The organism is Paraburkholderia ultramafica, from assembly GCF_902859915.1.
GTDB lineage: Bacteria > Pseudomonadota > Gammaproteobacteria > Burkholderiales > Burkholderiaceae > Paraburkholderia > Paraburkholderia ultramafica.
The window spans coordinates 1-23484 of record NZ_CADIKK010000021.1 but is presented as its reverse complement, the minus strand read 5'-3'; the positions used below and the strand labels follow the sequence as shown (position 1 = coordinate 23484).

The following is a 23484-nucleotide window of genomic DNA, read 5'->3' as shown; positions in this document are numbered from 1 at the left end:
GACCGCAATGACCGCTGTTTCCGATGTTTCGCTCGACCCGATCGTTTATCTGAATGGCGAGCTGGTGCCGTTGTCCGAAGCGCGCGTGCCGGTTCTCGACCGCGGCTTTATTTTCGGCGACGGCATTTACGAAGTCGCGCCGCTGTACGCGCATGCGGGCGGCCGGAGCGCGTTTCGCTTCCCGCAGCATCTGGCGCGCCTCGCGCGTTCGGTCGGCAAGATCGGCATCGCCAATCCGTTCAACGACGCCGGCTGGCGCGAACTGATCGAGCGCGTGGTCGCGGCCAACGAGGCGGACGGCGGTTTGCCTGCCGATCAGGACGCGATTGCCTATATTCAGGTGACGCGAGGTGTCGCGAAGCGTGGCCACGCGTTTCCGGCCGGCATCCAGCCGACCGTGTTCGTGATGGTCACGCCGCTCAATCTGCCGGACGCCGCGCAGCGCGCGCAAGGCGTGCGTTGCGTGAGCGCCGAGGATCGCCGCTGGCTCAATTGCGACATCAAGTCGGTGTCGTTGCTCGGCAACGTGCTGATGGCGCAATACGCGGCTGAGAACGACGCGTTCGAGACGATCCAGTTTCGCGACGGCATGCTGACCGAAGGGTCGTCGTCGAATGTGTGGATGGTGAAGGACGGCGTGTTGTTGGCGCCGCCGCGCAGCCACAAAATTCTCGAAGGGATTCGCTACGGTCTGATCGAAGAGCTGACGGGCGAATGCGGCATCCGCTTCGAAGCGCGCGAGATTGCCGAAGCCGAGTTGCGCGCGGCCGACGAGATCATCGTCAGTTCAGCCACCAAGGAAGTGCTGCCGGTCACGCGGCTCGACGGTCAGCCGGTCGGCGCAGGCAAGCCGGGTGGGGTCTTTGTGGCGCTGTACGCGGCGTATCAGCGAGCCAAGGCCAAGGAAGCGCAAGAGGCGCAACAAGCGCAGCAAGGAGTAGAAAATGAATCCCGCGAACGACTCACTGTTTGATTTTCCCTGCGATTTCCCGATCAAGATCATGGGCAAATCGCACCCGGAGTTCGCCGAGACGATCGTCACGGTGGTCCGCCAGTTCGACCGCGAAGTCGACGCGTCGCGCGTCGAAACGCGGCCGTCCAGCGGCGGCAACTACACGGGCCTGACGGTCACGGTGCGCGCCACGAGCCGCGCGCATCTCGACGATATCTATCGTGCGCTGACCGGCCATCCGATGGTCAAAGTGGTGCTCTAACGGATCGCGCGATGCTTCGTGTCACGGCGCGACGTGCAATGCGTTCGCCGTCCGACCGGCGCCCGCGGCGGGTCGCGCCTCGCAAGCCCGGTCGAACAGCTGCTTGAACCGCCCCACCTCGTCGAACACCCAGTCGTGAAACGCCTTGACCCGGGCGGTTTCGCGCATCTGCGGCGGGCAGATGAAGTAGTACTGCCACGGGCTCGGCCCATCCACATCGAATAACCTCACCAGCCGCCCCGCGGCGATCTCGTGCATCGCCAGCGAGCGGCGCGTGAGCGCGACCCCCTGACCGTCGATGGCCGCCTGCAGCAGATTCGACGAATCCTGGTACAGCACGCCGCGCTTCGGCTCAGGCCAGTCGGTAAGGCCGGCGGCGTCGAACCACGGGCGCCACAACTCGTCGTCGGAACGCAGCAGCGGGACTTTGGCCAGATCGGCCGGAGTTTGCGGCAGCTTGCCGCCGTTGAAATTCGGCGCGCAGGCCGGAAAGAAAATCTCCTCCAGCAACAGTTCCGAGTGCAGCCCCGAATATTTGCCGAAGCCGAAACGGATCGCCGCGTCGACGTCGTCGCGCGCGAAGTCCGTCAGCGCATTGGTGGACAGCAGTTCGAGATCCCACTGCGGATGCGCCTCGATAAAGCTGCCGATGCGCGGCGTCACCCAGCGCGCCGCAAACGACGACAGCATCGACACAACGAGGCGCCGCTCACGGTCGCCGGCGCGGATTTCGCGGGTGGCGTCAGCGAGCGCCATCAGCGCGGTGCGCACATGCGTCGCGTAGCGCCGGCCGGTTTCGGTGAGCCGCACGCGTTTGCCGTCGCGCGCGAACAGCGAGACGCCCAGTTCGGCCTCGAGCGCGCGAATCTGGTGGCTGACGGCGCCGTGGGTGACGAACAGCTCGTCGGCCGCGCGCGAGAAGCTCTCGTGGCGGGCGGCGGCTTCGAACGCCTTGATCGCGTTCAGCGCGGGTAATTGACGGAGGTCCATCGCAATATTTCTCACATAGGGGTGAAAATAGTTCGTTTTGCGTAAACCCTTGCTACGCCTACGATTGTAGCCATGAAACGATTTTTGGCGAGGGCATCATGCGAGAAATTTCCTCTAGCATCGCGTTTGAAATTCGTAACGGCGAAACGCTGCCGATGAAGGTCGTTCGCAGCACCAAGCTGGTCGTGCATGGCGGCGCAATCTGGGTCACGCGCAGCGACGACACCGAAGACTACTGGCTGCAGCCCGGCCACACGCTGCGGCTGCGGCGCGGCGAACGGCTCTGGCTGAGCGCCGAGGGCACCACGCACGCGAAGGTCGCGTTCTCCGTGCCGACGCGTTGCGACGAGCGCGCGCTGAACTGGCTTGCGCGGATCGGCGAACGGTTGATTATGCGCATGCGCGGCGGTTGGCGCACGGTTTGACGACAGGGCGGCGGCGCGCGGATTCGCAGTGCGCTGCCGCGCCGATGGCGGCCAAAAACGCCGCTGTGGCCACAACCGCCGCTGGCGGTCATAACCGCCGCCCGTCCAGGCGCAAACCGCGCCGCGCCGCGACCGCACGTTCGCAACCTGGCATTGCCGATGCAGTCACGCCCGGCGCGGATTCCCAGATTTCGGTAAACTGCCGGGATCATGTCTGACACGCCGGTTTCCCCGTCTCCGTTGCCCGCCCCGGTGCCGCTCACGCTGCGCTGGCGGGGCAGCGAACCTTATGAAGTCAGTTTCGAAGCGATGCGCGCGTTCACCGACGCGCGCACGGCCGACACATCCGACGAAATCTGGCTGGTCGAACACCCACCCGTCTTCACGCTAGGCCAGGCCGGCGATCCGGCACATCTGCTGGCCGCCGACAGCGGCATCCCGCTGGTCAAGGTCGACCGGGGCGGTCAGATCACGTATCACGGGCCCGGCCAGGTGGTGGCCTACCTGCTGCTCGATCTACGCCGTCGCAAGCTGATGGTGCGCGAGATGGTCACGCGGATCGAGCAGGCCGTGATCGACACCCTGGCGGCGTATAATCTCGCCGGAGAACGCAAGGCAGGCGCTCCCGGCATCTACGTGGCGCCTCACCCGGACGCCGGTCCGCACGCCGGCGCCAAGATTGCGGCGCTGGGTTTGAAAATCCGCAACGGCTGCAGCTATCACGGCGTCAGCCTGAACGTGAAAATGGACCTGCGGCCGTTTCTGGCCATCAATCCATGCGGCTACGCGGGGCTCGAAACGGTCGACATGGCAACGCTTGGCGTTGCCGCCGGCTGGGACGACGTGGCCCGTACCTTGGCAGCACGCCTCACCGCAAACCTCGACGGCAGTCCGGCGGCCGTCGCCCAACCGCAGGCCGGTGCGCTCACCGCCTGACTGGATCGAACGAATGACTGACGTTACCGCGAACCTCGCAGCTTCTCCCGCGCCCGAAGGCGTGCCGGCTTCCGCCGCTGCCTACGACGCCACCGCGAAGCAGAAGGCGCAAGCCAAAACTGCCCGTATTCCGATCAAGATCGTCCCGATTGAAAAGCTGAAGAAGCCGGACTGGATCCGCGTCAAGGCGGCAACCGGCAATTCGCGCTTCTACGAAATCAAGCAGATTCTGCGCGAACACAATCTGCACACGGTGTGTGAAGAGGCGAGCTGCCCGAACATCGGCGAATGCTTCGGCAAGGGCACCGCCACGTTCATGATCATGGGCGACAAGTGCACGCGCCGCTGCCCGTTCTGCGATGTCGGTCACGGCCGTCCGGATCCGCTCGATGCGGACGAACCGGGCAACCTCGCACGCACCATCGCCGCGCTGAAGCTGAAGTACGTGGTGATCACCAGCGTCGACCGTGACGATCTGCGTGACGGCGGCGCCGCGCACTTCGTCGAATGTATTCGTCAGACGCGTGAGCTGTCGCCGGAAACGCGCATTGAAATTCTGACGCCGGATTTCCGTGGCCGTCTGGACCGCGCGATCGGCATTCTGAACGCCGCGCCGCCCGATGTGATGAACCACAACCTCGAAACGGTGCCGCGGCTGTACAAGGAAGCGCGTCCGGGTTCGGACTATGCGCATTCGCTGAAGCTGCTGAAGGACTTCAAGGCGCTGCATCCGGATGTCGCCACCAAGTCCGGCCTGATGGTCGGCCTCGGCGAAACCGAAGAAGAGATTCTGCAAGTCATGCGCGACCTGCGCGAGCACGATGTGGACATGCTGACGATCGGCCAGTATCTGCAGCCGTCGGAACATCATCTGCCGGTGCGCTCATACGTGCATCCGGACACGTTCAAGATGTACGAGGAAGAAGCGTACAAGATGGGCTTCACGCACGCAGCGGTGGGCGCGATGGTTCGGTCGAGCTATCACGCCGATCTGCAGGCGCATGGAGCTGGTGTGGTCTGAAGGTTTTAGCTCGTAGGTATCGGTGTAAAAAAGCCCGCACGTGTTGCGGGCTTTTTTTTCAATCAGCGGATTTCGCGCCCTCGCGCTGTGCCGAAGCGCGAAATGCGTCGACAAGTTTGTCGACGATACGATCGAGCGCCGCGTGCTCGTCGTCGCTGAGCACCGATAACAACTCCGCTTCCAGCGCCTGCCCCAGTTCGTCGCTGGCCGCGCGGGTGCGCTTGCCGGCTGGGGTCGGCCAGAGCTGGAAGTGACGCGCATCGTCCGGATGAATGGTCCGGCGCACCTGCTTACGCTCGATCAGGTCCGCCATCAGCTTGGACAGCAGCGTCTTCTCAATCAAGGTTTGCTCCCTCACCGCTGTCGCCGTGATACCCGGCGCATCGCAGATGATCCGCAGCACGCGCAGCGAGCGCACGTCGAAGCCGCACGCGGGTTTGTACAGCGCATTGGCGCGGCTGATCATCTCGGTCTTGATCAGATCCAGTTTGAACGTGAGGAAATGCGCGAACTTCATGTCTTCGGCAGCAACGCGGGTTTTCGGCTTGGCAGGTGACATACCGCTTCGGGTTTTCCGGATCAGGATTGATAAGTGGAGGCGCCTGGGCGCCGCGCGGATTGGCGCTCGGGTCAAGCTGGATGATAGACGAACCGGACGAACCGTCGGTGCCGGACGAATCAGTCCGTAAAAGAACTAGTTGAAAAGTGCAACTATTAAGGTATCTTCCTGAATTGATTGCCTGTCCACCAGATCTATCAGGGCAATTGCTTCGAGCAGGATGCCGACTCCACCGCAGCCGACTTCGATCCGCTGGCCGAAGTGCTGCGCTATTACCACATCAGTGCAGGCGAAGACGGTCACGAATTCGAGGATTCGCCGGACAGGAAGAACTGGCTGCGCTGGACCGGCAAACCCAGTCACGGCGGAGAAGAGACGCGGGAAATCGCACCCGCCGATACACACGCGAATAAGACCGCCTGAACGCGCACGTCGATCGAATCCCACAGGAGACAAGTCATGCCAGTTATCGCACTCAATGAAGGCTATCAGGGCGAAGTGAAAGACCGTGAAGAGAATTTTCACGGCAACCGGTTGCTGTTTATCGGCTGGGAAGACCATCTGATGTTCTGCGCGCCTCACTGCATCCCAGTCCCGGCGGAGATGACCTTCGCCACGCTCGCCAACGAAGTCATTGCGGGTATCTATGCGTCGCATCCGGACTGGAGCAAGGTCGCAATCGGGGAGATCGAATGGTTGCGGTCCAACGAACGCTTTGCACCCAAGTTCGACCGAACGCTCGCAGAAAACGGATTGCAGCACAAGGCGGTGCTTCGCTTTCGCACGCCCGGTCTGTCCGGCATCAATGGGTCATGCAGCTAGACCAGCGGCTCATGCAATCACGAACCAGGGAGAAGCTGAAATGAGCTATCAGGTAACCATCGAGCCGATTGGCCACACCATTGAAATCGATGATGACCAGACCATCCTCGACGCGTGCCTGCGGGCCGGCGTCTGGCTGCCGCATGCGTGCTGTCACGGCCTGTGTGCGACCTGCAAGGTTCAGGTCACTGACGGCGAGGTCGAGCACGGCAACGCGTCGCCGTTCGCGCTGATGGACTTCGAGCGCGACGAACGCAAGTGCCTTGCGTGCTGCGCGACGGCGCAATCCGATATCACCTTCGAGGCGGACATCGATGAAGACCTCGATGCGCGTCACTTCCCGGTGAAGGACCATACGGGCCGCGTGAAAGAGACCGTCGACCTGACGCCGACGATCAAGGGCATCTTCATCGAACTGGATGGCGAGGGCATCGAGTTTCAGGCCGGTCAGTACGTGAACGTCCAGATTCCCGGTGAAGACATGCCGCGAGCGTTTTCGCTCGCCGGCACACCAGGCTCTTCCAGGCTGATCGAACTGAACGTCAGGCGGGTGCCGGGCGGAAAAGGCACCGGCTATCTGCACGACGGTTTGAAGCCTGGCGACGCAATTCGCGTTAGCGGTCCGTTCGGCCGAATCTTCGTGCGGGCCTCGGACCCGCAGCCCGTGATCCTGATTGCGGGCGGGTCGGGCCTTTCAAGTCCCCGATCGATGCTGCTGGATCTGCTCGAACACGGAGATGAGCGGCCGATCACCTTGGTGTACGGCGCTCGCGATCGGACAGAACTCTACTATCACGAGCTTTTTCTTGAACTGACGGAGCGGCATGCGAACTTCACGTATGTCCCCGCGCTGTCCAGCGAGGCCGAGGAGTCCGCGTGGGACGGCTTTCGCGGCTTTGTTCATGAAGCCGCGAAAGCGCACTTCGGCAATGATTCTCGTGGTCACAAGGCGTATCTCTGCGGGCCGCCGGTGATGATCGAAGCGTCCATCAGAGCGCTGATGCGAGGGCAACTGTTCGAGCGCGATCTCTATACGGAGAAGTTCCTGACCAGTGCGGACGGCGCCGAAGCCCTCGCGAAAAGCCCGCTGTTCAGGTCGATATGAGATCCGGACAAGCCTCGCGGCGCACGCGTAGTGCTGTTAACAACGGGATGGAGACAGCCCCATGGAAAAGCAGTCAATCGACACCTTGCTGGAAGCTGCCCATCTTGCACCGAGCGCATCGCGATGCCTTTCGACGAGGGCCGATAAAAGCGCGAGAAATTCACTAGAGGCAGCAGTGCGATCGGCGCGAAGACCGGCACGCCGACGTTAAAGAACAACCAGCTCAAGCGGCTAAGAAGGGCGACCATAGGAACGCGAAGCGTGGGCAACGCCAGGATCATCCTGCTACTGACAAGCCGCGGTCAATCCTCCGAATGGCCAGCTTGCGCAAGCGCGCGCTCGATACGATGCACGTGAAGAAACAGGCGCCGCGCCTAAGCCAGAACGATCTCTTCCAGCTTCTTTTTCAGCGCAGCAAAGCCGCTGGCTTCGGCCGCCTTTTTATTGGTGACGAGCACGTCGATCCGCTCGACCGGACAGTACGAAATGCGGCTGCGCTGGCCGATCTTGCTGTAGTCGGCGAGGATCGCCACGCGGTCCGCATTGGCGACCATCGCGCGCGCCACTTCGGTTTCCGCGTGATCGTAATTGGTCGCGCCATGCCGGTGATCGACGCCGACCGGCGACAGCAGCGCCAGGTCCGCGCGATAGCGCTGGATGTCGAGCACGGTGGTGGCGCCGGTGGTCGCCATCGTGCGGTCGCTGATCGAACCGCCCAGCAGGATGACTTCGTTCGCTGCCTCGGCTTGCTCCACCGCGCCGCGCATTTTCAGCGCGACGTCGATCGAATTGGTGACGATCGTCAGATTCGCCAGTTTTGCCAGCTCTTCGGCGAGCGCCGCGGTAGTCGTGCCCGCGTCGATGAAAAGCGTCTGGCCGCTCGCGATCAAACCGACGGCCGCCTTCGCGATCGCCGTCTTGGATTTGACGCGCAGGTGGGCACGCTCGGCAATCGGCGCTTCGTCGGCGGGCTTGATCGCGCCGCCATGCACGCGCCGAAGTTCACCCAGCGCTTCGAGGTCGAGCAGATCGCGCCGCACGGTTTCGCGCGACACCCCGAGCTCCGCCATGATCCGTTCGGTCGACACGCGTTGCAGCGTGGACAGCAGTGCGCGGATTCTCTGATGACGGTCTTCCTGCCACATGCCTTTTTCCTGGATGAGTGCGCGCGTTGATTGCCGGTATTTTCGGTGACATCGTGGGCACGGATGTGTGTCCAAACGATGTCAAGCCTACTACTTTAGCCGGTTTGTGTTGTATTTTTTTGGCAGCTTGCAACTTTGTGTATTTCAACTTAGCCTTTGCAGATCAATAATATTGCACGCTTCGTCATCCTGACCATGATCTTGCAACCTGAAGCCGTCGACGCATGCGCGATTCGTCGGACTATCGCCGCGTTTGCCTAAGCGCGATACTACGCGCGGGACTCGCGTGTGAAGCCGGCACGCCGCGCAGCGTGCATCGAGGCCGCGCTGGAGGCAGCGGCGGCCCGCAACGTGTCGGGAGCAAACTCAACCGCTCTATCTGGAAGGTGACGAGACGTGGCAAACGGGATTGATCGCGGTTCATCCGCAGAATGGCCTTATCCGCGGCTGGTCGCGCATCGCTGCGGCGGCACGCTGGCGCCGGAGAACACGCTGGCCGGTTTTGACGCGTGCGTGCGCTATGGCTACCGCATGGTCGAATTCGACGCCAAGCTGTCCGCCGACAACCAGCTCTTTCTGCTGCACGACGACACCCTCGATCGCACCACCAACGGCCACGGCGCCGCCGCCGCGCACACGTGGCAGCAACTGGCCGCGCTCGACGCCGGCGCGTGGCACGGGCCGCAATTCGCCGGCACACGCCTGCCGACCGTCGCCGACGCGGCGCAGCGGTGCGCGCGCGACGGCATTGCCGCCAACATCGAAATCAAACCGTGCCCAGGTCGCGAAGCGCTCACCGGGACGCTGGTGGCAAACGGCGCGCTGACGTTATGGCAAGGGCAGACGCCGCCGCTGTTGTCGTCGTTTTCGTTCGACGCGCTTGCCGCCGCGCGCGACGCCGCGTCGTCGCTGCCACGCGGCATGCTGTTCGAAGAGGTGCCGGCGGACTGGCTGCGCATCGTTCGCGAACTGGACTGCGTGTCGCTGCATGCGAGCCACCGGTATCTGAGCGAGCCGCTGGTCGCGCAGATCCGCGCGGCCGGGTTGCGCGTGCTGGCCTACACGGTGAACAACCCGGCGCGTGCGCGACTGCTCGCGCAATGGGGCGTCGACATGATTTGCACGGATCGCCTCGACAGACTGCAACACGACATGCTGTCGATGCCGGCGGACCCGGCCTGAACATGACGCAGGCGCGCGAGCGCGGCTCGGCTGCCGGCGCGCGCGCTGGAGCCCGAATCAGAAAGTTTCCAAACGTAGCAATTTCGGCAGAGGATGGGGAAGACTATGAACCGCACCGCGTTAGCTCGTTTACTTTCGATGTCGGCCGTTGCGGGTGTCGCCGCCGCCGGCGTCGGCAGCGCTTCGGCCGCGCCACTCGACGCACTGATCGCCGCCGCGAAGCAGGAAGGCCAGCTCACCGTGATCGCGTTGCCGCACGACTGGTGCAACTACGGGCAACTGGTCGCTGGCTTTCAGAAGAAGTATGGCATCAAGATCAACGAACTGAATCCCGATGCGGGTTCGGGCGACGAAATCGAAGCCATCAAGGCGAACAAGGGCAACAAGGGTCCGCAGGCGCCGGACGTGATCGACGTGGGCCTGTCGTTCGGTCCGTCGGCGAAGGCTGCGGGCTTGCTGCAGCCATAAAAGGTCGCAACGTGGAACGCGATCCCCGCGGACTCGAAAGATGCCGACGGCTACTGGTATGGCGATTACTACGGCGTGCTGTCGTTTGAAGTGAACGCCGACATGATCGACAAGGCGCCGTCCGACTGGAGCGATCTGCTCAAGTCCGACTACAAGAACGCCGTCTCGCTGGCCGGCGACCCGCGCTCGGCGAATCAGGCGATCCAGGCCGTGTACGCGGCCGGTCTGTCGAACAGCAAGGGCGACGCGAGCAAGGCCGACCAGGCCGGCCTCAAATACTTCGCCGACCTGAACAAGAGCGGCAACTTCGTGCCGGTGATCGGCAAGGCCGCGTCGCTTGCGCAAGGCACCACGCCCATCATCGTGCGTTGGGACTACAACGCGCTCGCCGATCGCGACACGCTGAAAGGCAATCCGAAGGTGCAGGTGGTGATTCCGAAAACGGGCGTGCTCGCCGGCGTGTATGTGCAGGCAATCAGCGCGTACGCACCGCATCCGAACGCAGCCAAGCTGTGGATGGAATATCTGTACTCGGATGAAGGTCAGATCGGCTGGCTGACGGGCTACTGTCACCCGATGCGCTACAACGAACTGGTGGCCGCGAAGAAGGTGCCGCAAGCGCTGCTCGACAAGCTGCCGCCGCCGTCATCGTACAAGAATGTGGTGTTCCCGACGCTGTCCCAACAGGACGCGTACAAGGAAACCATCACGAAGCACTGGGACGAAGCGGTCGGCGCGAACGTCAAGTAAGCGGCGTGGCTGAAGTCGTCGCGGCGGCGCAGCACATGCGCCGCGACGTCGAACCGTAACGAGAAGTTTTGCCGTCGCGCGCGCCACTCTTCGTGAACGGCGGCGCGCCGCGTTAGCCAGAAAGCCCCAAGGGTGAGCAATGAGCGCTTCATCGGATGCCGGGTCGGTGCAGGCGGAATTGCTGGTTCCGCCTGTGCCCACACCCACGCCTCGCATCGACGGTCCGGGCCGCGCGTCGCAATGGCTCGCGTGGATCGGCGTGGTGCCGTTCTTCATGTTCGCGCTGATGTTCCTGATTCTGCCGACCGGCTTCCTGATGGTCGGCGCGTTCCAGGATTCGCAAGGCCACTTCACGCTCGCCAATTTCCGCGATCTGCTGCAGCCGACCGTGATCGACGCGTACTGGATCAGCTTCAAGGTGAGCGCCGCGTCCGCGCTCGGCGGCGCGCTGATCGGTTCGCTGCTCGCGTGGGCGGCGGTGCAGGGCAAACTGCCGGGCTGGATTCGTCCGACCTTGATGACGTTTTCCGGTGTCGCGTCGAACTTTGCCGGCGTGCCGCTCGCGTTCGCGTTCATCTGCACGCTGGGGCGCGTCGGGCTCGTCACCGTGCTGCTGAAGAAGTATCTCGGCTTCAATCTGTACGCGACGGGATTCAGCATCCTGAGTTTCTCCGGTTTGACGCTGACTTATCTGTACTTCCAGATTCCGTTGATGGTGCTGATCGTCACGCCCGCGCTCGACGGCCTGAAGCGCGAATGGCGCGAAGCCTGCGATTGCCTTGGCGGCACCGCCTATCAATACTGGCGCTACGTCGCGCTGCCGGTGTTGTGGCCGAGCGTGCTCGGCGCGACGCTGCTGCTGTTCGCCAATGCGTTCGGCGCGGTCGCCACGGCCTACGCGCTGACCGGCAGTTCGCTGAACATCGTGCCGATCCTGCTGTTCGCGCAGATTCGCGGCGACGTGATGCACAACCCGAACCTCGGCTACGCGCTCGCGCTGGGGATGGTGCTCGTGACCGGCCTGTCGAACGGCGGCTACATCTGGCTGCGTTCGCGCGCCGAACGGGGGCGTCGATGAAAAGCCAGTCGCGGGTGGGGGCGTGGACCGCGGTGATCGTCGGCTCGCTGTACTTTCTGATTCCGTTGATCGCGACGTTCGAGTTCAGTCTGCGGATGAAGCGCGGCACGTACAGCTTCGAGGCGTATCGCGTCGTGCTGGCCGATCCGCATTTTCAGGCCTCGTTCGGCTATTCGATTCTGATGGCAATCCTGACGATCGTCGTCGGCGTGTTGCTGGTGGTGCCGACCGCCTACTGGGTGCAGCTGCGTTTGCCGAAGCTGCGGCCGATCGTCGAGTTCATCACGTTGTTGCCGCTGGTGGTGCCGGCCATCGTGATTGTGTTCGGCTATCTGCGCATCTATAACAGCAGTTCGATTCTGCCGCTCACCGGTCACGAGCGCACCACCGATCTGCTGCTGGTGTTCGGCTACGTGACGCTGTCGCTGCCGTACATGTACCGCGCGGTCGATGCCGGCCTGCGCGCGGTCGACGTGCGCTCGCTCACCGAAGCGGCCGAGTGCCTCGGCGCGAACTGGCCGACGATTCTGTTCAAGGTGATCTTCCCGAATATTCGCTCGGGCATCCTGTCCGGCGCGTTTCTGACCTTTGCGGTGGTGATCGGCGAGTTCACACTGGCGAGCCTGCTTGACCGGCCCGCGTTCGGCCCGTATCTGCAATTGATCGGTGCGAACCGCGCCTATGAGCCATCGGCGCTCGCGATCATTGCGTTTGCGATCACGTGGGCGTCGATGGGTTTGATCCAGGTATTCGGCTCGGCCCGCGCGTTGAGCGGCCAGAGAGTTTGACGCACTGAGTTTGACGGACTGGGTTTGACGCACTGAGGCAGCGAATCATGGCATTTCTTGAGATCGAAAATCTGCACAAGTCGTTCGGGGCGAACACGGCGCTGCATCACTTTGACATGCAGATCGAACGCGGCGAGTTCGTCACGTTCCTCGGGCCGTCCGGCTGCGGCAAGACCACCGTGCTGCGGATGATCGCCGGCTTCGAAGCGCCGACGCGCGGCATCATCCGGATGGACGACCGGGACGTCACGCACCTGCGTACGCGGCAGCGCAAGGTCGGCATGGTGTTTCAGTCGTATGCGCTGTTTCCGAACATGACGGTTGCCGACAACATCGGCTTCGGGCTGAAGATTGCGCATCAGCCGCAGGCGGAGATCAGCAAGCGCGTCCACGAGATGCTGGAACTGATCAAATTGCCGAAGCTCGGCGAGCGTTATCCGTGGCAGCTGTCGGGCGGCCAGCAGCAGCGCGTGGCGCTGGCGCGCGCGCTGGCCGGCAGGCCGCAGGTGTTGCTGCTCGACGAACCGCTGTCGGCGCTCGACGCGAAGATCCGCATTTCGTTGCGGCAGGACATTCGCGCGTTGCAGCGCGAGCTCGGCATCACGTCGATTTTCGTCACGCACGATCAGGAAGAGGCGCTGTCGATTTCCGATCGCATCGTCGTGATGAACGAGGGCCGCGTCGAACAGATCGGCTCGCCGTCGGAGATCTACAACTATCCGCGCACGCGTTTCGTCGCGTCGTTCGTCGGCACGCTGAACATTCTGGCCGGTCACGTGGTCGATCCGGCGGCCGGCAGGATGGCGGTGGACGGTCAGGAACTGACCACCACCCGGACGCTGCCGCCGGACGACGCGGGCAAGCAGCGTCTGCTTGCGCTGCGCCCCGAGGCGATCGTGCTGGAGCCCGCCGCGCCGGGCCGCAACACGCTGAACGCGACCGTCGAAGAGGTGAATTTCCTCGGCGCGGTGGTGCGCATCAGAACGCGCGTGAAAGACGCGGTGATTTCGCTCGACGTGTTCAACGACCCGAATCGCGGTTTGCCCGAACGGGGGCAGCCGGTGTCGCTGGGTTTTTCGCACGAGAATCTGCTGGTGCTGGAAGAGGGCAGCGTCTAAGAACCGGCTGGTTGACTCATTGGCCCGCAGACGCGAACGCGCGGATCGGGCATCCGCAAATCCCTTGGGGTTTTCCCGAGGATGTCGCCTCGACGAATTCCGGATTCCCCGACAGATCTTGTCCGGATTTCCGGAATCCCGGACGGCATGCGTATTAATGAGATAATAAATCCATAAAAATCAAGGAGATCGCCCGGGCATCAAGCTGGCATTGACCTTGCGAAACAGATCGCGCGGCCGCAACGGACCGACAACTAAAGCAAGGAGACAACGATGTCTGATTTCCCTTCCCGGTATTTCTGAATTCGTCGTCTTGTCGCGGCCTAATGCCGCGCACAGGCGTGACGACTATTCGCTCGCATGATGCGCAGTGTGGCAGGCCTTGTGCTCATCCCCCTAGCAGGAACCATCGTGAAGAAACCTTTCTATAAAGTGCTGTACGTCCAGGTGATCGTGGCGATCATCATCGGTATCGCACTCGGGCATTTCTACCCGAACCTCGCCGTCGATATGAAGCCGCTCGGCGACGGCTTCATCAAGCTGATCAAGATGGTGATCGGGCCGATCATCTTCTGCACGGTGGTGACGGGCATCGCCGGCATGGAAGACATGAAGAAGGTCGGGCGCGTCGGCGGCAAGGCACTGCTGTACTTCGAAATCGTTTCGACCTTCGCGCTGGTGCTCGGCCTCGCCGCCACGCACCTGCTGCGACCCGGCGCCGGCTTCAACATCGACCCGGCCACGCTCGACGGCAAAGCGGTCGCGTCGTATGCCGCGAAAGCGCACGGCCAGACGACCGTCGACTTCCTGATGCACCTGATCCCGGACACGCTCGCGTCGGCTTTCGCGCAAGGCGAAATCCTGCAGATCCTGCTGATCGCGCTGCTGTTCGGCGCGGTACTCGCGACGGCCGGTGAGAAGGGCAAGGTCGTGACGAACTTCATCGAGGGGCTCTCGCATATCCTGTTCGGCATCGTGCGCATCATCACGAAGCTGGCGCCGATCGGCGCGTTCGGCGCGATGGCGTTCACGATCGGCAAGTACGGCATCGGCTCGCTGCTGCCGATGCTCAAGCTGATCGGCACGTTCTATCTGACCTCGATCGTGTTCGTAGTGGTCGTGCTCGGCATCATTGCGCGCATGGTGGGCTTCAACATCCTGCGCTTCGTTGCGTACATCAAGGAAGAGATGCTGATCGTGCTCGGCACGAGCTCGTCCGAAGCCGCGCTGCCGCAGCTGATGCTGAAGCTCGAAAAGCTCGGCTGCTCGCGCTCGGTGGTGGGCCTCGTGGTGCCGACCGGCTATTCGTTCAACCTCGACGGCACCAACATCTACATGACGATGGCCGTGTTGTTCATCGCCCAGGCGACCAACACCGAGCTCACGTGGATGCAGCAGCTCACGCTGCTGGCGGTGACGATGCTGACCTCGAAGGGCGCGAGCGGCGTGACGGGTGCGGGCTTCATCACGCTGGCCGCGACGCTGGCCGTGGTGCCGACCATTCCGCTGTCGGGCATGGTGCTGATTCTCGGCATCGACCGCTTCATGAGCGAATGCCGTGCACTGACCAACATCGTCGGCAACGGCGTGGCGACCGTGGTGGTGTCGGCATGGGAAAAGGAACTGGACCGCAAAAAGCTGAATGCCGCGTTGCGTGGCGACGTGGCGGTCAAAGAACCGGCCGCCGTTTAAGCCGCGCATCGGCTTACACGCCTACCGTGACGGCTGCGGATACCCGCGTATGAAACCGGGGACCGCGCGCCAACGCTCAGCGCCGCCGGCCAGCGAAGCTCGCGCCGGCGCCGCGCCGCGTTATGCCACAATGTCCGATCCTTACCGATCGGACATTCCCAACGTGACGCGCCGCCTGTTGATCCTCTTCGCGCTCGTTGCCGGGCTCGTGGCGGCGTGCTGGCTGACCTACAGCATCGCGTGGCAAAGCGGGATCGACAACTTGCGGCGCAATGCCGCCGTGCGTGTCGAGCGCACCGCCGGCGCGCTGAAAAGCACGCTCGAGCGCTACGAATCGCTGCCGTATCTGCTCGCCGAGCATCCCATCGTGCAAGACGTGCTGGTCGATCCGAGTCCGGAGAACGTCAAGCGCGCCAATCTCTATCTCGAAGACCTCAACCGCCACGCGCGGGCGACCGTTACCTACATCATTCCGCTCGACGGCTATTGCGTCGCCGCGAGCAACTGGCGCGGGCCGGGTAGCTTCATCGGCGGGGGCTACCAATTCCGGCCGTATTTTCTCGATGCGATCAAGGGCGGCGTGGGCCGCTTCTTCGGCATCGGCACAATTTCGCAGGCGCCAGGCTACTACATCTCGCAGCCGGTGCGGCGCGATGGCAAGATTGTCGGCGTGGCGGTCGTCAAACTCGATCTCGAATGGTTTCAGGGCGCGGATGCGTCCGAGCCGCTGGTCGTCACCGACGATCACGGCGTGATCTTTCTGTCCTCGGTGCCGGCGTGGAAATACCACACGATACGGCCGCTCTCGGGTCAGGTCGCCGATTCGATCTACCAGGCGCGTCAATACGCACAGCAGCCGATCGCGCCGCTGCCGCTGACGATCGAGCGCATGCTCGAAGACAATGCGCAGATCGTGCGCATCGGCGGCGGCCGCTATGCGCCGCGCTATCTCGCGTCGCGGCGCAGCATGGGCGAACCGGACTGGCATCTGATCACGATGTCCCCCGTCGATCCGGTCGACGCCGACGCGCGCAAGGCGACCATCGTCACCGGCTTCGGCTACATCTCGATCGTGTTGCTCGCGTTCTACTGGCGCATGCGCCGCGCGCGCGTGCGTGAAATGATGCGCAGCCGCGCGCTGCTGCAAACGGCCTACGCGGAACTGAACCAGCGGGTCGCCGAGCGCACCGTGGATCTTTCTCAGGCGAACGAACAGTTGCAGAAGGAAGTGGCCGAACGCACGCGCGCCGAGCAGGAATTGCGCGCCGCGCACGATGAGCTGATCCAGGCGAGCAAGCTTGCCGCACTCGGTCAGATGGCGGCCGGCATCACGCATGAATTGAATCAGCCGCTCGCCGCGTTGCGCGGTTTTTCCGACAACACCCGCGTGCTGCTCGAACGCGGCGATCAGGCGTCGGCGCGCGAGAATCTCGAAGCGATCGCGGCGCTCACCGAGCGTATGGGCAAGATCACCAATCAGTTGAAGCTGTTCGTCGGACGGGCGCGGCCGCGCAATGCGCGCGCGCCGATCGTGCGGGCGTTGCGCAACGTCGTCGCGTTGCTGCAGAAGCGCTTGCAGGGCGTCGAACTCGAGTTCACCTTGTTCGATGCGGACAGCGGCGCGCGCACGCCGCTCAATCTCGCTGCTGACCATCCCGAACTGATCGCGCATTGCGACGATCTGCGGCTCGAACAGGTGCTGATCAACCTGCTCGGCAATGCGCTCGACGCGACTGCCGGCATGAGCCCGCCGCGCATTACGATCGAGATCGAAGTCGCCGAGGCGAACCTGTCGTTCGCGGTGAGCGACAACGGGCCCGGCATTCCCGACGACGTGCTGCCGCGTCTGTTCGAGCCGTTCTTCACGACGAAGGAGATGGGCCAGGGACTTGGCCTCGGGCTGGCGATTTCGTCGTCGATCGCGCGCGATTGCGGCGGCACGCTGGTGGCGCGCAATGCGCCGGAGGGCGGTGCATTATTCGTATTGACGCTGCGCCGCGCGCGCGTGCAGACGAGCCACCCGGCGGACCCGCTGACCACGGGTTCCTGAATCAAGACGGAAAACGCCATGCTGAACCACGGCCTGCAGGTGCTGTATATCGAAGACGACGAACTGGTGCGGCGCGCCAGCGTGCAGAGTTTGCAACTGGCGGGCTTCGACGTGATCGGCCATGCATCGGTGGAGTCCGCGGCGAAGGTGATCAGCGCGGATTTCTCCGGCGTGATCGTCAGCGATATTCGCTTGCCCGGCGCGAGCGGCCTCGATCTGCTCGCGCAGTGCCACGAACGCGCGCCCGACGTGCCGGTGATCCTGGTCACGGGCCACGGCGATATTTCGATGGCCGTGCAGGCGATGCGCGACGGAGCGTATGACTTCATCGAAAAGCCGTTCGCGTCCGAACGGCTGATCGAAACCGTGCGGCGCGCGTTGGAGCGCCGCAAGCTGGTGCTGGAGAACCTTGCGTTGCGCCGCGAGCTGGCGGAGCAGAACTCGGTGGCGCCGCGGATTATCGGCCGCAGTCCGGCGATCGAACAGGTGCGGCGGCTGATCGCGAATATCGCGCCGACCGATGCGTCCGTGCTGATCAATGGCGATACCGGTGCGGGCAAGGAGTTGATCGCGCGCAGTCTGCACGAGTTGTCGCCGCGGCGTGACAAGCCGTTTATCGCGGTGAACTGCGGCGCGTTGCCGGAGCCGATGTTCGAGTCGGAGATGTTCGGCTACGAACCGGGTGCCTTCACCGGCGCGGCGAAACGCCGGATCGGCAAGCTCGAATATGCGTCGGGCGGCACGCTGTTTCTCGACGAGATCGAGAGCATGCCGCTCGCGTTGCAGGTCAAGCTGCTGCGCGTGTTGCAGGACGGCGTGCTGGAGCGGCTCGGCTCGAATCAGCCGATTCGCGTGAATTGCCGCGTGGTCGCCGCGGCGAAAGGCGATATGGCCGAGCATGTCGCAGACGGTTCGTTCCGGCGCGATCTGCTGTATCGGCTGAATGTGGTGACGATCGCGTTGCCGCCGTTGGGCGAGCGCCGCGAGGATATCGTGCCGCTCTTCGAACACTTTCTGCTCGATGCGGCGGTCCGCTATCAACGTTCGGCGCCGATCCTCACCGATCGCCAGCGCGCGAGCCTGATGCAGCGAGACTGGCCAGGCAACGTGCGGGAACTGCGCAACGCCGCCGACCGCGTCGTGCTCGGCGTCGCCGACGATCCGGTCGTGTCTTTCGCCGACGACGCCGCGGCCACGCAGCCGCTGAAGGAGCGCGTCGAGCAATTCGAACGGGCGATGATCGCGGAGGCGCTGGCGCAGGCCGGCGGCGTGGTCGCGGTCGCGGCGGACAAGCTGCAGCTCGGCAAGGCCACGCTCTACGAGAAGATCAAGCGGTATGGCCTGGCGGCCAAAGGGGAAGGGGAGCGGTGAGGATTGACTGCGCCGGCGGCACGATGCGATGCCGGCGCGTTTGAATCAGTCTGAATCGGACTGGCGGACGTTACGCTTTCAGTGCCTTTTCCAGCAACTGGTCGAGTTCCGCGAACTGCGGTTCGCCGACATAGCGCTTCAGAATCTTGCCGTCCTTGTCGATCAGGAACGTGGTCGGCGTGAGCTGGACGTTGCCGAACTGCTTGGCGGCCGAGCCGTCGTCCATCGCAACCTTGAACGGCAACTGGCGCGTTTGCGTGTAGTTGGTCACGTACATCGGCGCGTCGTAGTTCATTGCCACGGCGACGAATTCAAGGCCCTGGCCCTTGAAGCGGTTATAGGTCTCGACCATCTGCGGCATTTCCTTCATGCAGGTGTCGCAGTTCGTCGCCCAGAAGTTGACGAGGTAGACCTTGCCCTTCAGGTCGGCGGTCGTGATTTTCTGGCCGGACAGCAGCGTAAAGGTCGCATCGGGCACGCGCTGCTGGCCTGCAAACGCAAAGTAACCGGCGATGGCCAGCACGATGGCCACGGCGGCCACGATGATATAGCGAAGCGGGTTCGTGCGCCGGGCGGCGGTGGATGGGTTGGAGCTCATGAACGGAACCTCGAGAGTCGCGCGAACGCGCGGGACAGTGCGTCGGTTAGGGGCGTTAGGCCCGGTGCTGAACCGCGTCGCTATTGTAGCCCCATTCCGCTGGCGCGGCAGGACGGGAGTCGGGAGCGGATAATAGGGTTTTACGTTCTGGTCAGTCCGATCTTCTGTCCCCATGTTCCGAACCGCTTTTCGCGTTAGCCGTTTGCTCGCCCGAATTACATTTTGCTTTTCCTTTGGTGGCCGTTTCCGGGGTGGTCGGTTGGCCGCTAACGCCTCTAGCCGGCCGGTTGGCTCCCCGGACGCTGCTTCGCGCCCGTCGCGGGCGCGTGCCGTGCTCGGCACGGCGGCTTGCACGCTGGCGCTCGGCGTCGCGCTGAGCGCCTGCTCGCCGACTTACGACTGGCGGACCATCATGAACAACGACAAAGGCTACACCGTCGACTTTCCGGCCAAGCCGGGCAACGATCAGCGGCCGGTGCAGATCGGCGGCACGCCGATGCAGATGGCCATGCAAACGGCCGAAGCCGGCAACGCGGTGTTCGCGGTCGGCACCGTGATGCTGCCGGACGACCACGAAGCCACGCAGCGCGCCACGCTCGATTTTTTGCGCGATGGCCTCGCCCGCAACGTGGGCGCGGCGCCCGACGCACATGCGGTGCAAATTCCGCTCGCTGCGGGCGGGCGGGTGCTGGGCCTGGAAATGAAGCTAAGCGGCGAGGCGGGCTCGCAGCATGAAATGCGCACCGTCTACGCCCGGCTGGTGGCGCGCGGGCCGCACGTCTATCAGGCGGCGATCATCGCTTCCAAACCGCTGCCGCAGGAACAGGTCGACCAATTTTTTTCGTCGTTCCAACTCTATTAATGGCGGTATTTTTGGCCGATTCGGTGCGTCAGTGGCTGCCGTAGACAGTGAAAGTTCCTTCGCAGGATCGCACGCTAATTATCGGTTTACGTTGAAGTTTTTCTGTTACTCACAGGTCCTGTGGATAACTCTGTTGAGAACTTGGCGCGATTTGCCGCAGATGCCCGTCCCTTGGGTATTCTGTCAGTTTTCGCTTGCTTGGCACGTTTTAAAAAATTCAATTAAATCAATGGCTTTCTGAGTTGTCCGTCAGCGCGCCTTTCAGATGTATCAAAATCTATCGGAGGCGCGCGCATGTGCATAAGTCAAGTCTTGACAGCATATTTTTATCTTCATAGCGAGCCAAAAGCCCGGCGATATTGGATAGCTTCGGCGATCTGCGCGGCGCTCGGCATTGCTGCGCCGGCGAGGTCGGCGATGGTCCGCGCGACCTTCAGCACGCGGTAGTAAGCGCGCGCTGACCAGCCGAAGCGCTCGCCGGCTTCGCGCAGCAGCGCTTCACCCGCTGCGTCGGGACGGCAGACTTCGTCTACTTCCCGGCCATCCAGTTCGCGATTGGTCTTGCCCTGCCGGATCAATTGCCGTTCACGAGCGGCGCAGACCCGCCGCGCGATTGCCGCGCTCGCTTCACCTGTCGTTGTCGCACGGGCCGACAGTTCCGCTGGTGTCAGCGCCGGAATCTCGAGCTGGATATCGATCCGATCCAGCAAGGGACCGGACAGCTTGCGAAGATAACGCGCCGCGATCTCCCGCGTGCAGCGGCAGCGGCCGCCCGGGTCGCCGCGCCAGCCGCAGGGGCAGGGGTTCATGGCGGCGATCAGTTGGCAGGCCGCCGGGAAATCCGCTTGCAAGGCGGCGCGCGAGATCGTGATGCGGCCGGCTTCGAGTGGCTCGCGCAGCGTTTCGAGGACCGCGCGATCGAATTCGGGCAATTCGTCCAGGAACAGCACACCCAGATGCGCCAGCGTGATCTCGCCGGGTTGCGGCGGATTGCGGCCACCCACCAGCGCCGCCGCGCTCGACGAATGATGCGGCGCGCGAAACGGCCGTTGCCGCCACTGCGCCGGCGTGAACCCGACGCGGCTGGCGGACAGCAGGGCGGCGGAGCTGAGCGCCTCGTCGTCGGTCATCGGCGGCAGCAGGCCCGGCAGGCGGGCGGCGAGCATCGATTTGCCCGCGCCGGGCGGCCCGATCAGCAGCACGTGATGCCCGCCGGCCGCGGCGACTTCAAGTGCGCGGCGCGCGCCGCGCTGGCCGATCACGTCGGCCATGTCGGGAACGACGGCGGGTGCGGTATCCGCGAGGTTCGGTGCGGCGACCGGGGCGAGCCGCGCGTCGGGTGCTCCCGCCAGGTGAGCGCATAGCGTCGGTAGATCGACGGCGCCATAAACGTCGACGCCGGGCACGAGCGCCGCTTCCGCCGCGCTTGCGGCGGGAAGATAGAGTTGCGGAGTCCGCTCCGGCGGCATCTGGCCCGCCGCCGGCTCGCCGGCAATCGCGCCAGGCGAGGCGCTGGCGCTATCGCCGCCGCTCTGGGCAGCACCGCTGCGCGCCGTCCCGCAAGCCATTGCGAAAGCACCGCGCATCGGCCGCAGCGCACCGGTCAACGACAACTCGCCGGCAAACTCCCGATACAGCAAGGATTCAGCGGGAATCTGCCCGCTCGCCGCGAGTATGCCCAGTGCGATCGGCAGATCGAAGCGGCCGGATTCCTTCGGCAAGTCAGCGGGAGCGAGATTGACGGTGATACGCCGGACTGGGAAATCGAAGCCGCAGTTTTGCAGCGCCGCGCGCACGCGCTCGCGACTTTCGCGCACTTCCAGATCAGGAAGGCCGACGATCGAAAAAGAGGGTAATCCGTTCGCGAGGTGAACCTCGACGGTTACTTCGGGCGCGCGGCCAGAGGCCGGCGCGCGACTGCGCACCACGGCAAGCGACATGTTTTCTCCCGTCGGACGACGCGCCGGGGGCGCGCGCAAGTCCCCTAAAACGCTGATGACGTCACGGCTCGCTTGCCTGTGATGTGCAGCACTGCGCAGCTAGTGCGCTGCGAGCAACCCGTTACGGCGTTTGCGTCGTGACCGGCAATTTCTGCTCGAGCTCGGCGACGCGGCGCTCCAGCTCTTCGAGGCGCGCGCGGGTGCGCACCAGCACCTGGGTCTGCGTATCGAATTCCTCACGCGTGACCAGGTCGAGTTTCGAAAAGCCTTGCGACAGCATGGCTTTGACGTTGCGTTCGACATCTTTGGCCGGCGAGTTCTTGAACAGCTCGCTCATGCGAGCCTGAAAGTCGTTAAAAACATCGTTCGGTTGTTTCATGGTGTTCCCCTTTGCGCACAAAAAATGTGCATATTCCGATACGTCTGTGCTTTGTCGTGGTGCATGGGCTGTCTTGGTGCGTGCCACGTTGCGCACCGCTGCCGCATGAGCGCCTTTGGTGCGTGGCCTTGCGTTCAAAACCTTCGAACACTCTAGCAACGATCCATACGCCGCGCCACCGTGTCCGGCCATCGTTAGCCATCCGGCCAGGGCCGCCTGCGCGCCTTTCGTAGCGCGCGCGGTGCGCAGTCTGACACAACATGGCATGCGAGTTGCTGTTACTGCCCCGCGCGCACTGTCGGAAGCTTTTTGCCGGCAGCGCAACGAGACCACGCGAACGGGTTACGGGTACGCAAAACGGGTTACGCAACGGGATACGCAACTTAGCGAGGGATTTCATGAAACTCATCACCGCAATCATCAAGCCGTTCAAGCTCGATGAGGCGCGCGAAGCCTTGTCGGCCATCGGCGTCTCAGGCATCACGGTGACCGAAGTCAAAGGCTTCGGCCGGCAGAAGGGCCACACGGAGCTGTATCGGGGTGCTGAATATGTCGTCGATTTCCTGCCGAAGGTAAAGATCGAGGCGGCCGTCTCCGACGACATCGTCGACCAGGCGATCGAGGCGCTCGAGCGCGCGGCACGCACCGGCAAGATCGGCGACGGCAAGATTTTCGTCACGCCGATCGAACAGGTGATTCGGATTCGCACCGGGGAGACCGGCGCGGACGCTCTGTAATACGAAAAGATAGCAACACAGATAGCGACAAGAGGAAACGAAAGATGCGCAAATTATTGATGTCCCTGCTGATGGCCGGTTCGCTGCTCGCGGGCGGTATCGGCGCCGCCCTCGCGGACGACGCTTCCGCTCCCGCAGCCGCCTCGGCCGCTGCTCCCGACACGACGGCCAGCGCGCCGGCGCCGGACGCGTCGGCAGCGCCTGCTGCCGCCGCAGCTTCGGCACCGGCCGCCGACGCATCCGCACCGGCTGCC

Annotated in this window: 23 protein-coding genes and 2 pseudogenes; 19 read left to right on the top strand and 6 right to left on the bottom strand. The window is 63.6% G+C overall.

The genetic code is table 11. The features are described from left to right. Positions 1 to 7 precede the first annotated feature (7 nt). Together HV744_RS21945 and HV744_RS21940 are read left to right on the top strand one after the other, a co-directional pair. Positions 8 to 973: a D-amino acid aminotransferase gene (locus HV744_RS21945; protein WP_175151503.1), complete on the top strand. Its 966-nt coding sequence runs from the start codon at positions 8 to 10 to the stop codon at positions 971 to 973. Then, positions 945 to 1214 carry a DUF493 family protein gene (locus HV744_RS21940; protein WP_175151502.1) on the top strand — a complete coding sequence of 90 codons (270 nt, stop codon included), beginning with the start codon at positions 945 to 947 and terminating at the stop codon, positions 1212 to 1214. Before HV744_RS21945 ends, HV744_RS21940 begins: the two co-directional genes overlap by 29 nt. Positions 1215 to 1235: 21 nt before the next feature. Here HV744_RS21940 and HV744_RS21935 read toward each other — a convergent pair whose 3' ends face one another. Continuing rightward, positions 1236 to 2204, bottom strand: coding sequence for a transcriptional regulator GcvA (locus HV744_RS21935; protein WP_175151501.1), 969 nt, complete (start codon positions 2202 to 2204; stop codon positions 1236 to 1238). A gap of 98 nt (positions 2205 to 2302) precedes the next feature. On the opposite strand from HV744_RS21935, the gene HV744_RS21930 reads away from it, so the two are divergent. The 3 genes from HV744_RS21930 (at position 2303) to lipA (ending at position 4586) form a co-directional block, all read left to right on the top strand. Beyond that, positions 2303 to 2629 carry a DUF2917 domain-containing protein gene (locus HV744_RS21930; protein WP_175151500.1) on the top strand — a complete coding sequence of 109 codons (327 nt, stop codon included), beginning with the start codon at positions 2303 to 2305 and terminating at the stop codon, positions 2627 to 2629. A gap of 210 nt (positions 2630 to 2839) precedes the next feature. Beyond that, on the top strand, positions 2840 to 3565 hold the full coding sequence (gene lipB, locus HV744_RS21925) for a lipoyl(octanoyl) transferase LipB (RefSeq protein WP_175151499.1): 726 nt from the start codon (positions 2840 to 2842) through the stop codon (positions 3563 to 3565). A 13-nt stretch (positions 3566 to 3578) separates the two neighbouring features. Next, entirely contained in the window at positions 3579 to 4586 is a 1008-nt protein-coding gene (lipA, locus tag HV744_RS21920) for a lipoyl synthase (protein ID WP_175151498.1), read from the top strand. A 58-nt stretch (positions 4587 to 4644) separates the two neighbouring features. Here the strand turns inward: lipA and HV744_RS21915 are convergent, their stop codons facing one another. Beyond that, positions 4645 to 5145 (bottom strand): MarR family winged helix-turn-helix transcriptional regulator, encoded by a 501-nt coding sequence (locus HV744_RS21915; protein WP_175151497.1) that lies wholly within the window; start codon positions 5143 to 5145, stop codon positions 4645 to 4647. A gap of 177 nt (positions 5146 to 5322) precedes the next feature. Here HV744_RS21915 and HV744_RS21910 point away from each other — a divergent pair, with 177 nt between their 5' ends. Genes HV744_RS21910 through HV744_RS21900 form a run of 3 tightly spaced genes read left to right on the top strand, consistent with a single transcriptional unit; the run spans position 5323 to position 7072 of the window. Continuing rightward, positions 5323 to 5568, top strand: coding sequence for a hypothetical protein (locus HV744_RS21910; protein ID WP_246279143.1), 246 nt, complete (start codon positions 5323 to 5325; stop codon positions 5566 to 5568). Positions 5569 to 5604: 36 nt separating this feature from the next. After that, the gene (locus HV744_RS21905) at positions 5605 to 5967 is read left to right on the top strand and encodes a phenol hydroxylase subunit P4 (RefSeq protein ID WP_175151496.1); all 363 of its coding nucleotides are present in this window, start codon (positions 5605 to 5607) and stop codon (positions 5965 to 5967) included. Between the two features lie 40 nt (positions 5968 to 6007). Further along, entirely contained in the window at positions 6008 to 7072 is a 1065-nt protein-coding gene (locus HV744_RS21900; RefSeq protein WP_175151495.1) for an NADH:ubiquinone reductase (Na(+)-transporting) subunit F, read from the top strand. A 374-nt stretch (positions 7073 to 7446) separates the two neighbouring features. On the opposite strand, the gene HV744_RS21895 is transcribed toward HV744_RS21900, so the two are convergent. Next, positions 7447 to 8217: a DeoR/GlpR family DNA-binding transcription regulator gene (locus HV744_RS21895; RefSeq protein ID WP_175151494.1), complete on the bottom strand. Its 771-nt coding sequence runs from the start codon at positions 8215 to 8217 to the stop codon at positions 7447 to 7449. 396 nt (positions 8218 to 8613) lie between these two features. On the opposite strand from HV744_RS21895, the gene ugpQ reads away from it, so the two are divergent. The 8 genes and pseudogenes from ugpQ to HV744_RS21855 all read left to right on the top strand — a co-directional run bounded on the left by ugpQ (position 8614) and on the right by HV744_RS21855 (position 18714). Further along, complete coding sequence (gene ugpQ, locus HV744_RS21890; protein ID WP_175151493.1) at positions 8614 to 9399, top strand: glycerophosphodiester phosphodiesterase; 786 nt, start codon at positions 8614 to 8616, stop codon at positions 9397 to 9399. A gap of 105 nt (positions 9400 to 9504) precedes the next feature. Beyond that, a pseudogene (locus HV744_RS21885) lies at positions 9505 to 10617 on the top strand (ABC transporter substrate-binding protein). Between the two features lie 139 nt (positions 10618 to 10756). Continuing rightward, the gene (locus HV744_RS21880; protein ID WP_175151492.1) at positions 10757 to 11695 is read left to right on the top strand and encodes an ABC transporter permease; all 939 of its coding nucleotides are present in this window, start codon (positions 10757 to 10759) and stop codon (positions 11693 to 11695) included. Next, positions 11692 to 12483: an ABC transporter permease gene (locus HV744_RS21875; protein WP_175151491.1), complete on the top strand. Its 792-nt coding sequence runs from the start codon at positions 11692 to 11694 to the stop codon at positions 12481 to 12483. Before HV744_RS21880 ends, HV744_RS21875 begins: the two co-directional genes overlap by 4 nt. Positions 12484 to 12530: 47 nt before the next feature. After that, entirely contained in the window at positions 12531 to 13601 is a 1071-nt protein-coding gene (locus HV744_RS21870) for an ABC transporter ATP-binding protein (RefSeq protein ID WP_175151490.1), read from the top strand. Positions 13602 to 14012: 411 nt separating this feature from the next. Further along, entirely contained in the window at positions 14013 to 15293 is a 1281-nt protein-coding gene (locus tag HV744_RS21865; protein WP_175151489.1) for a dicarboxylate/amino acid:cation symporter, read from the top strand. 49 nt (positions 15294 to 15342) lie between these two features. Beyond that, entirely contained in the window at positions 15343 to 17343 is a 2001-nt protein-coding gene (locus HV744_RS21860) for a sensor histidine kinase (RefSeq protein ID WP_175151488.1), read from the top strand. A gap of 18 nt (positions 17344 to 17361) precedes the next feature. Beyond that, the gene (locus HV744_RS21855) at positions 17362 to 18714 is read left to right on the top strand and encodes a sigma-54-dependent transcriptional regulator (protein ID WP_175151487.1); all 1353 of its coding nucleotides are present in this window, start codon (positions 17362 to 17364) and stop codon (positions 18712 to 18714) included. A 70-nt stretch (positions 18715 to 18784) separates the two neighbouring features. On the opposite strand, the gene HV744_RS21850 is transcribed toward HV744_RS21855, so the two are convergent. After that, positions 18785 to 19312: a peroxiredoxin family protein gene (locus HV744_RS21850; RefSeq protein ID WP_175151486.1), complete on the bottom strand. Its 528-nt coding sequence runs from the start codon at positions 19310 to 19312 to the stop codon at positions 18785 to 18787. 172 nt (positions 19313 to 19484) lie between these two features. Here HV744_RS21850 and HV744_RS21845 point away from each other — a divergent pair, with 172 nt between their 5' ends. Next, positions 19485 to 20174 carry a hypothetical protein gene (locus HV744_RS21845; protein WP_246279142.1) on the top strand — a complete coding sequence of 230 codons (690 nt, stop codon included), beginning with the start codon at positions 19485 to 19487 and terminating at the stop codon, positions 20172 to 20174. A 332-nt stretch (positions 20175 to 20506) separates the two neighbouring features. On the opposite strand, the gene HV744_RS21840 is transcribed toward HV744_RS21845, so the two are convergent. Both HV744_RS21840 and HV744_RS21835 read right to left on the bottom strand, forming a co-directional pair. Then, positions 20507 to 22114 carry a YifB family Mg chelatase-like AAA ATPase gene (locus HV744_RS21840; RefSeq protein WP_175151485.1) on the bottom strand — a complete coding sequence of 536 codons (1608 nt, stop codon included), beginning with the start codon at positions 22112 to 22114 and terminating at the stop codon, positions 20507 to 20509. Positions 22115 to 22235: 121 nt separating this feature from the next. Beyond that, positions 22236 to 22493, bottom strand: coding sequence for an accessory factor UbiK family protein (locus HV744_RS21835; protein WP_154564624.1), 258 nt, complete (start codon positions 22491 to 22493; stop codon positions 22236 to 22238). 398 nt (positions 22494 to 22891) lie between these two features. Here HV744_RS21835 and HV744_RS21830 point away from each other — a divergent pair, with 398 nt between their 5' ends. Then, positions 22892 to 23230, top strand: coding sequence for a P-II family nitrogen regulator (locus HV744_RS21830; RefSeq protein ID WP_006048089.1), 339 nt, complete (start codon positions 22892 to 22894; stop codon positions 23228 to 23230). A gap of 44 nt (positions 23231 to 23274) precedes the next feature. Then, positions 23275 to 23484 (top strand): annotated as a pseudogene (locus HV744_RS21825) (ammonia channel protein); the annotation flags it as partial.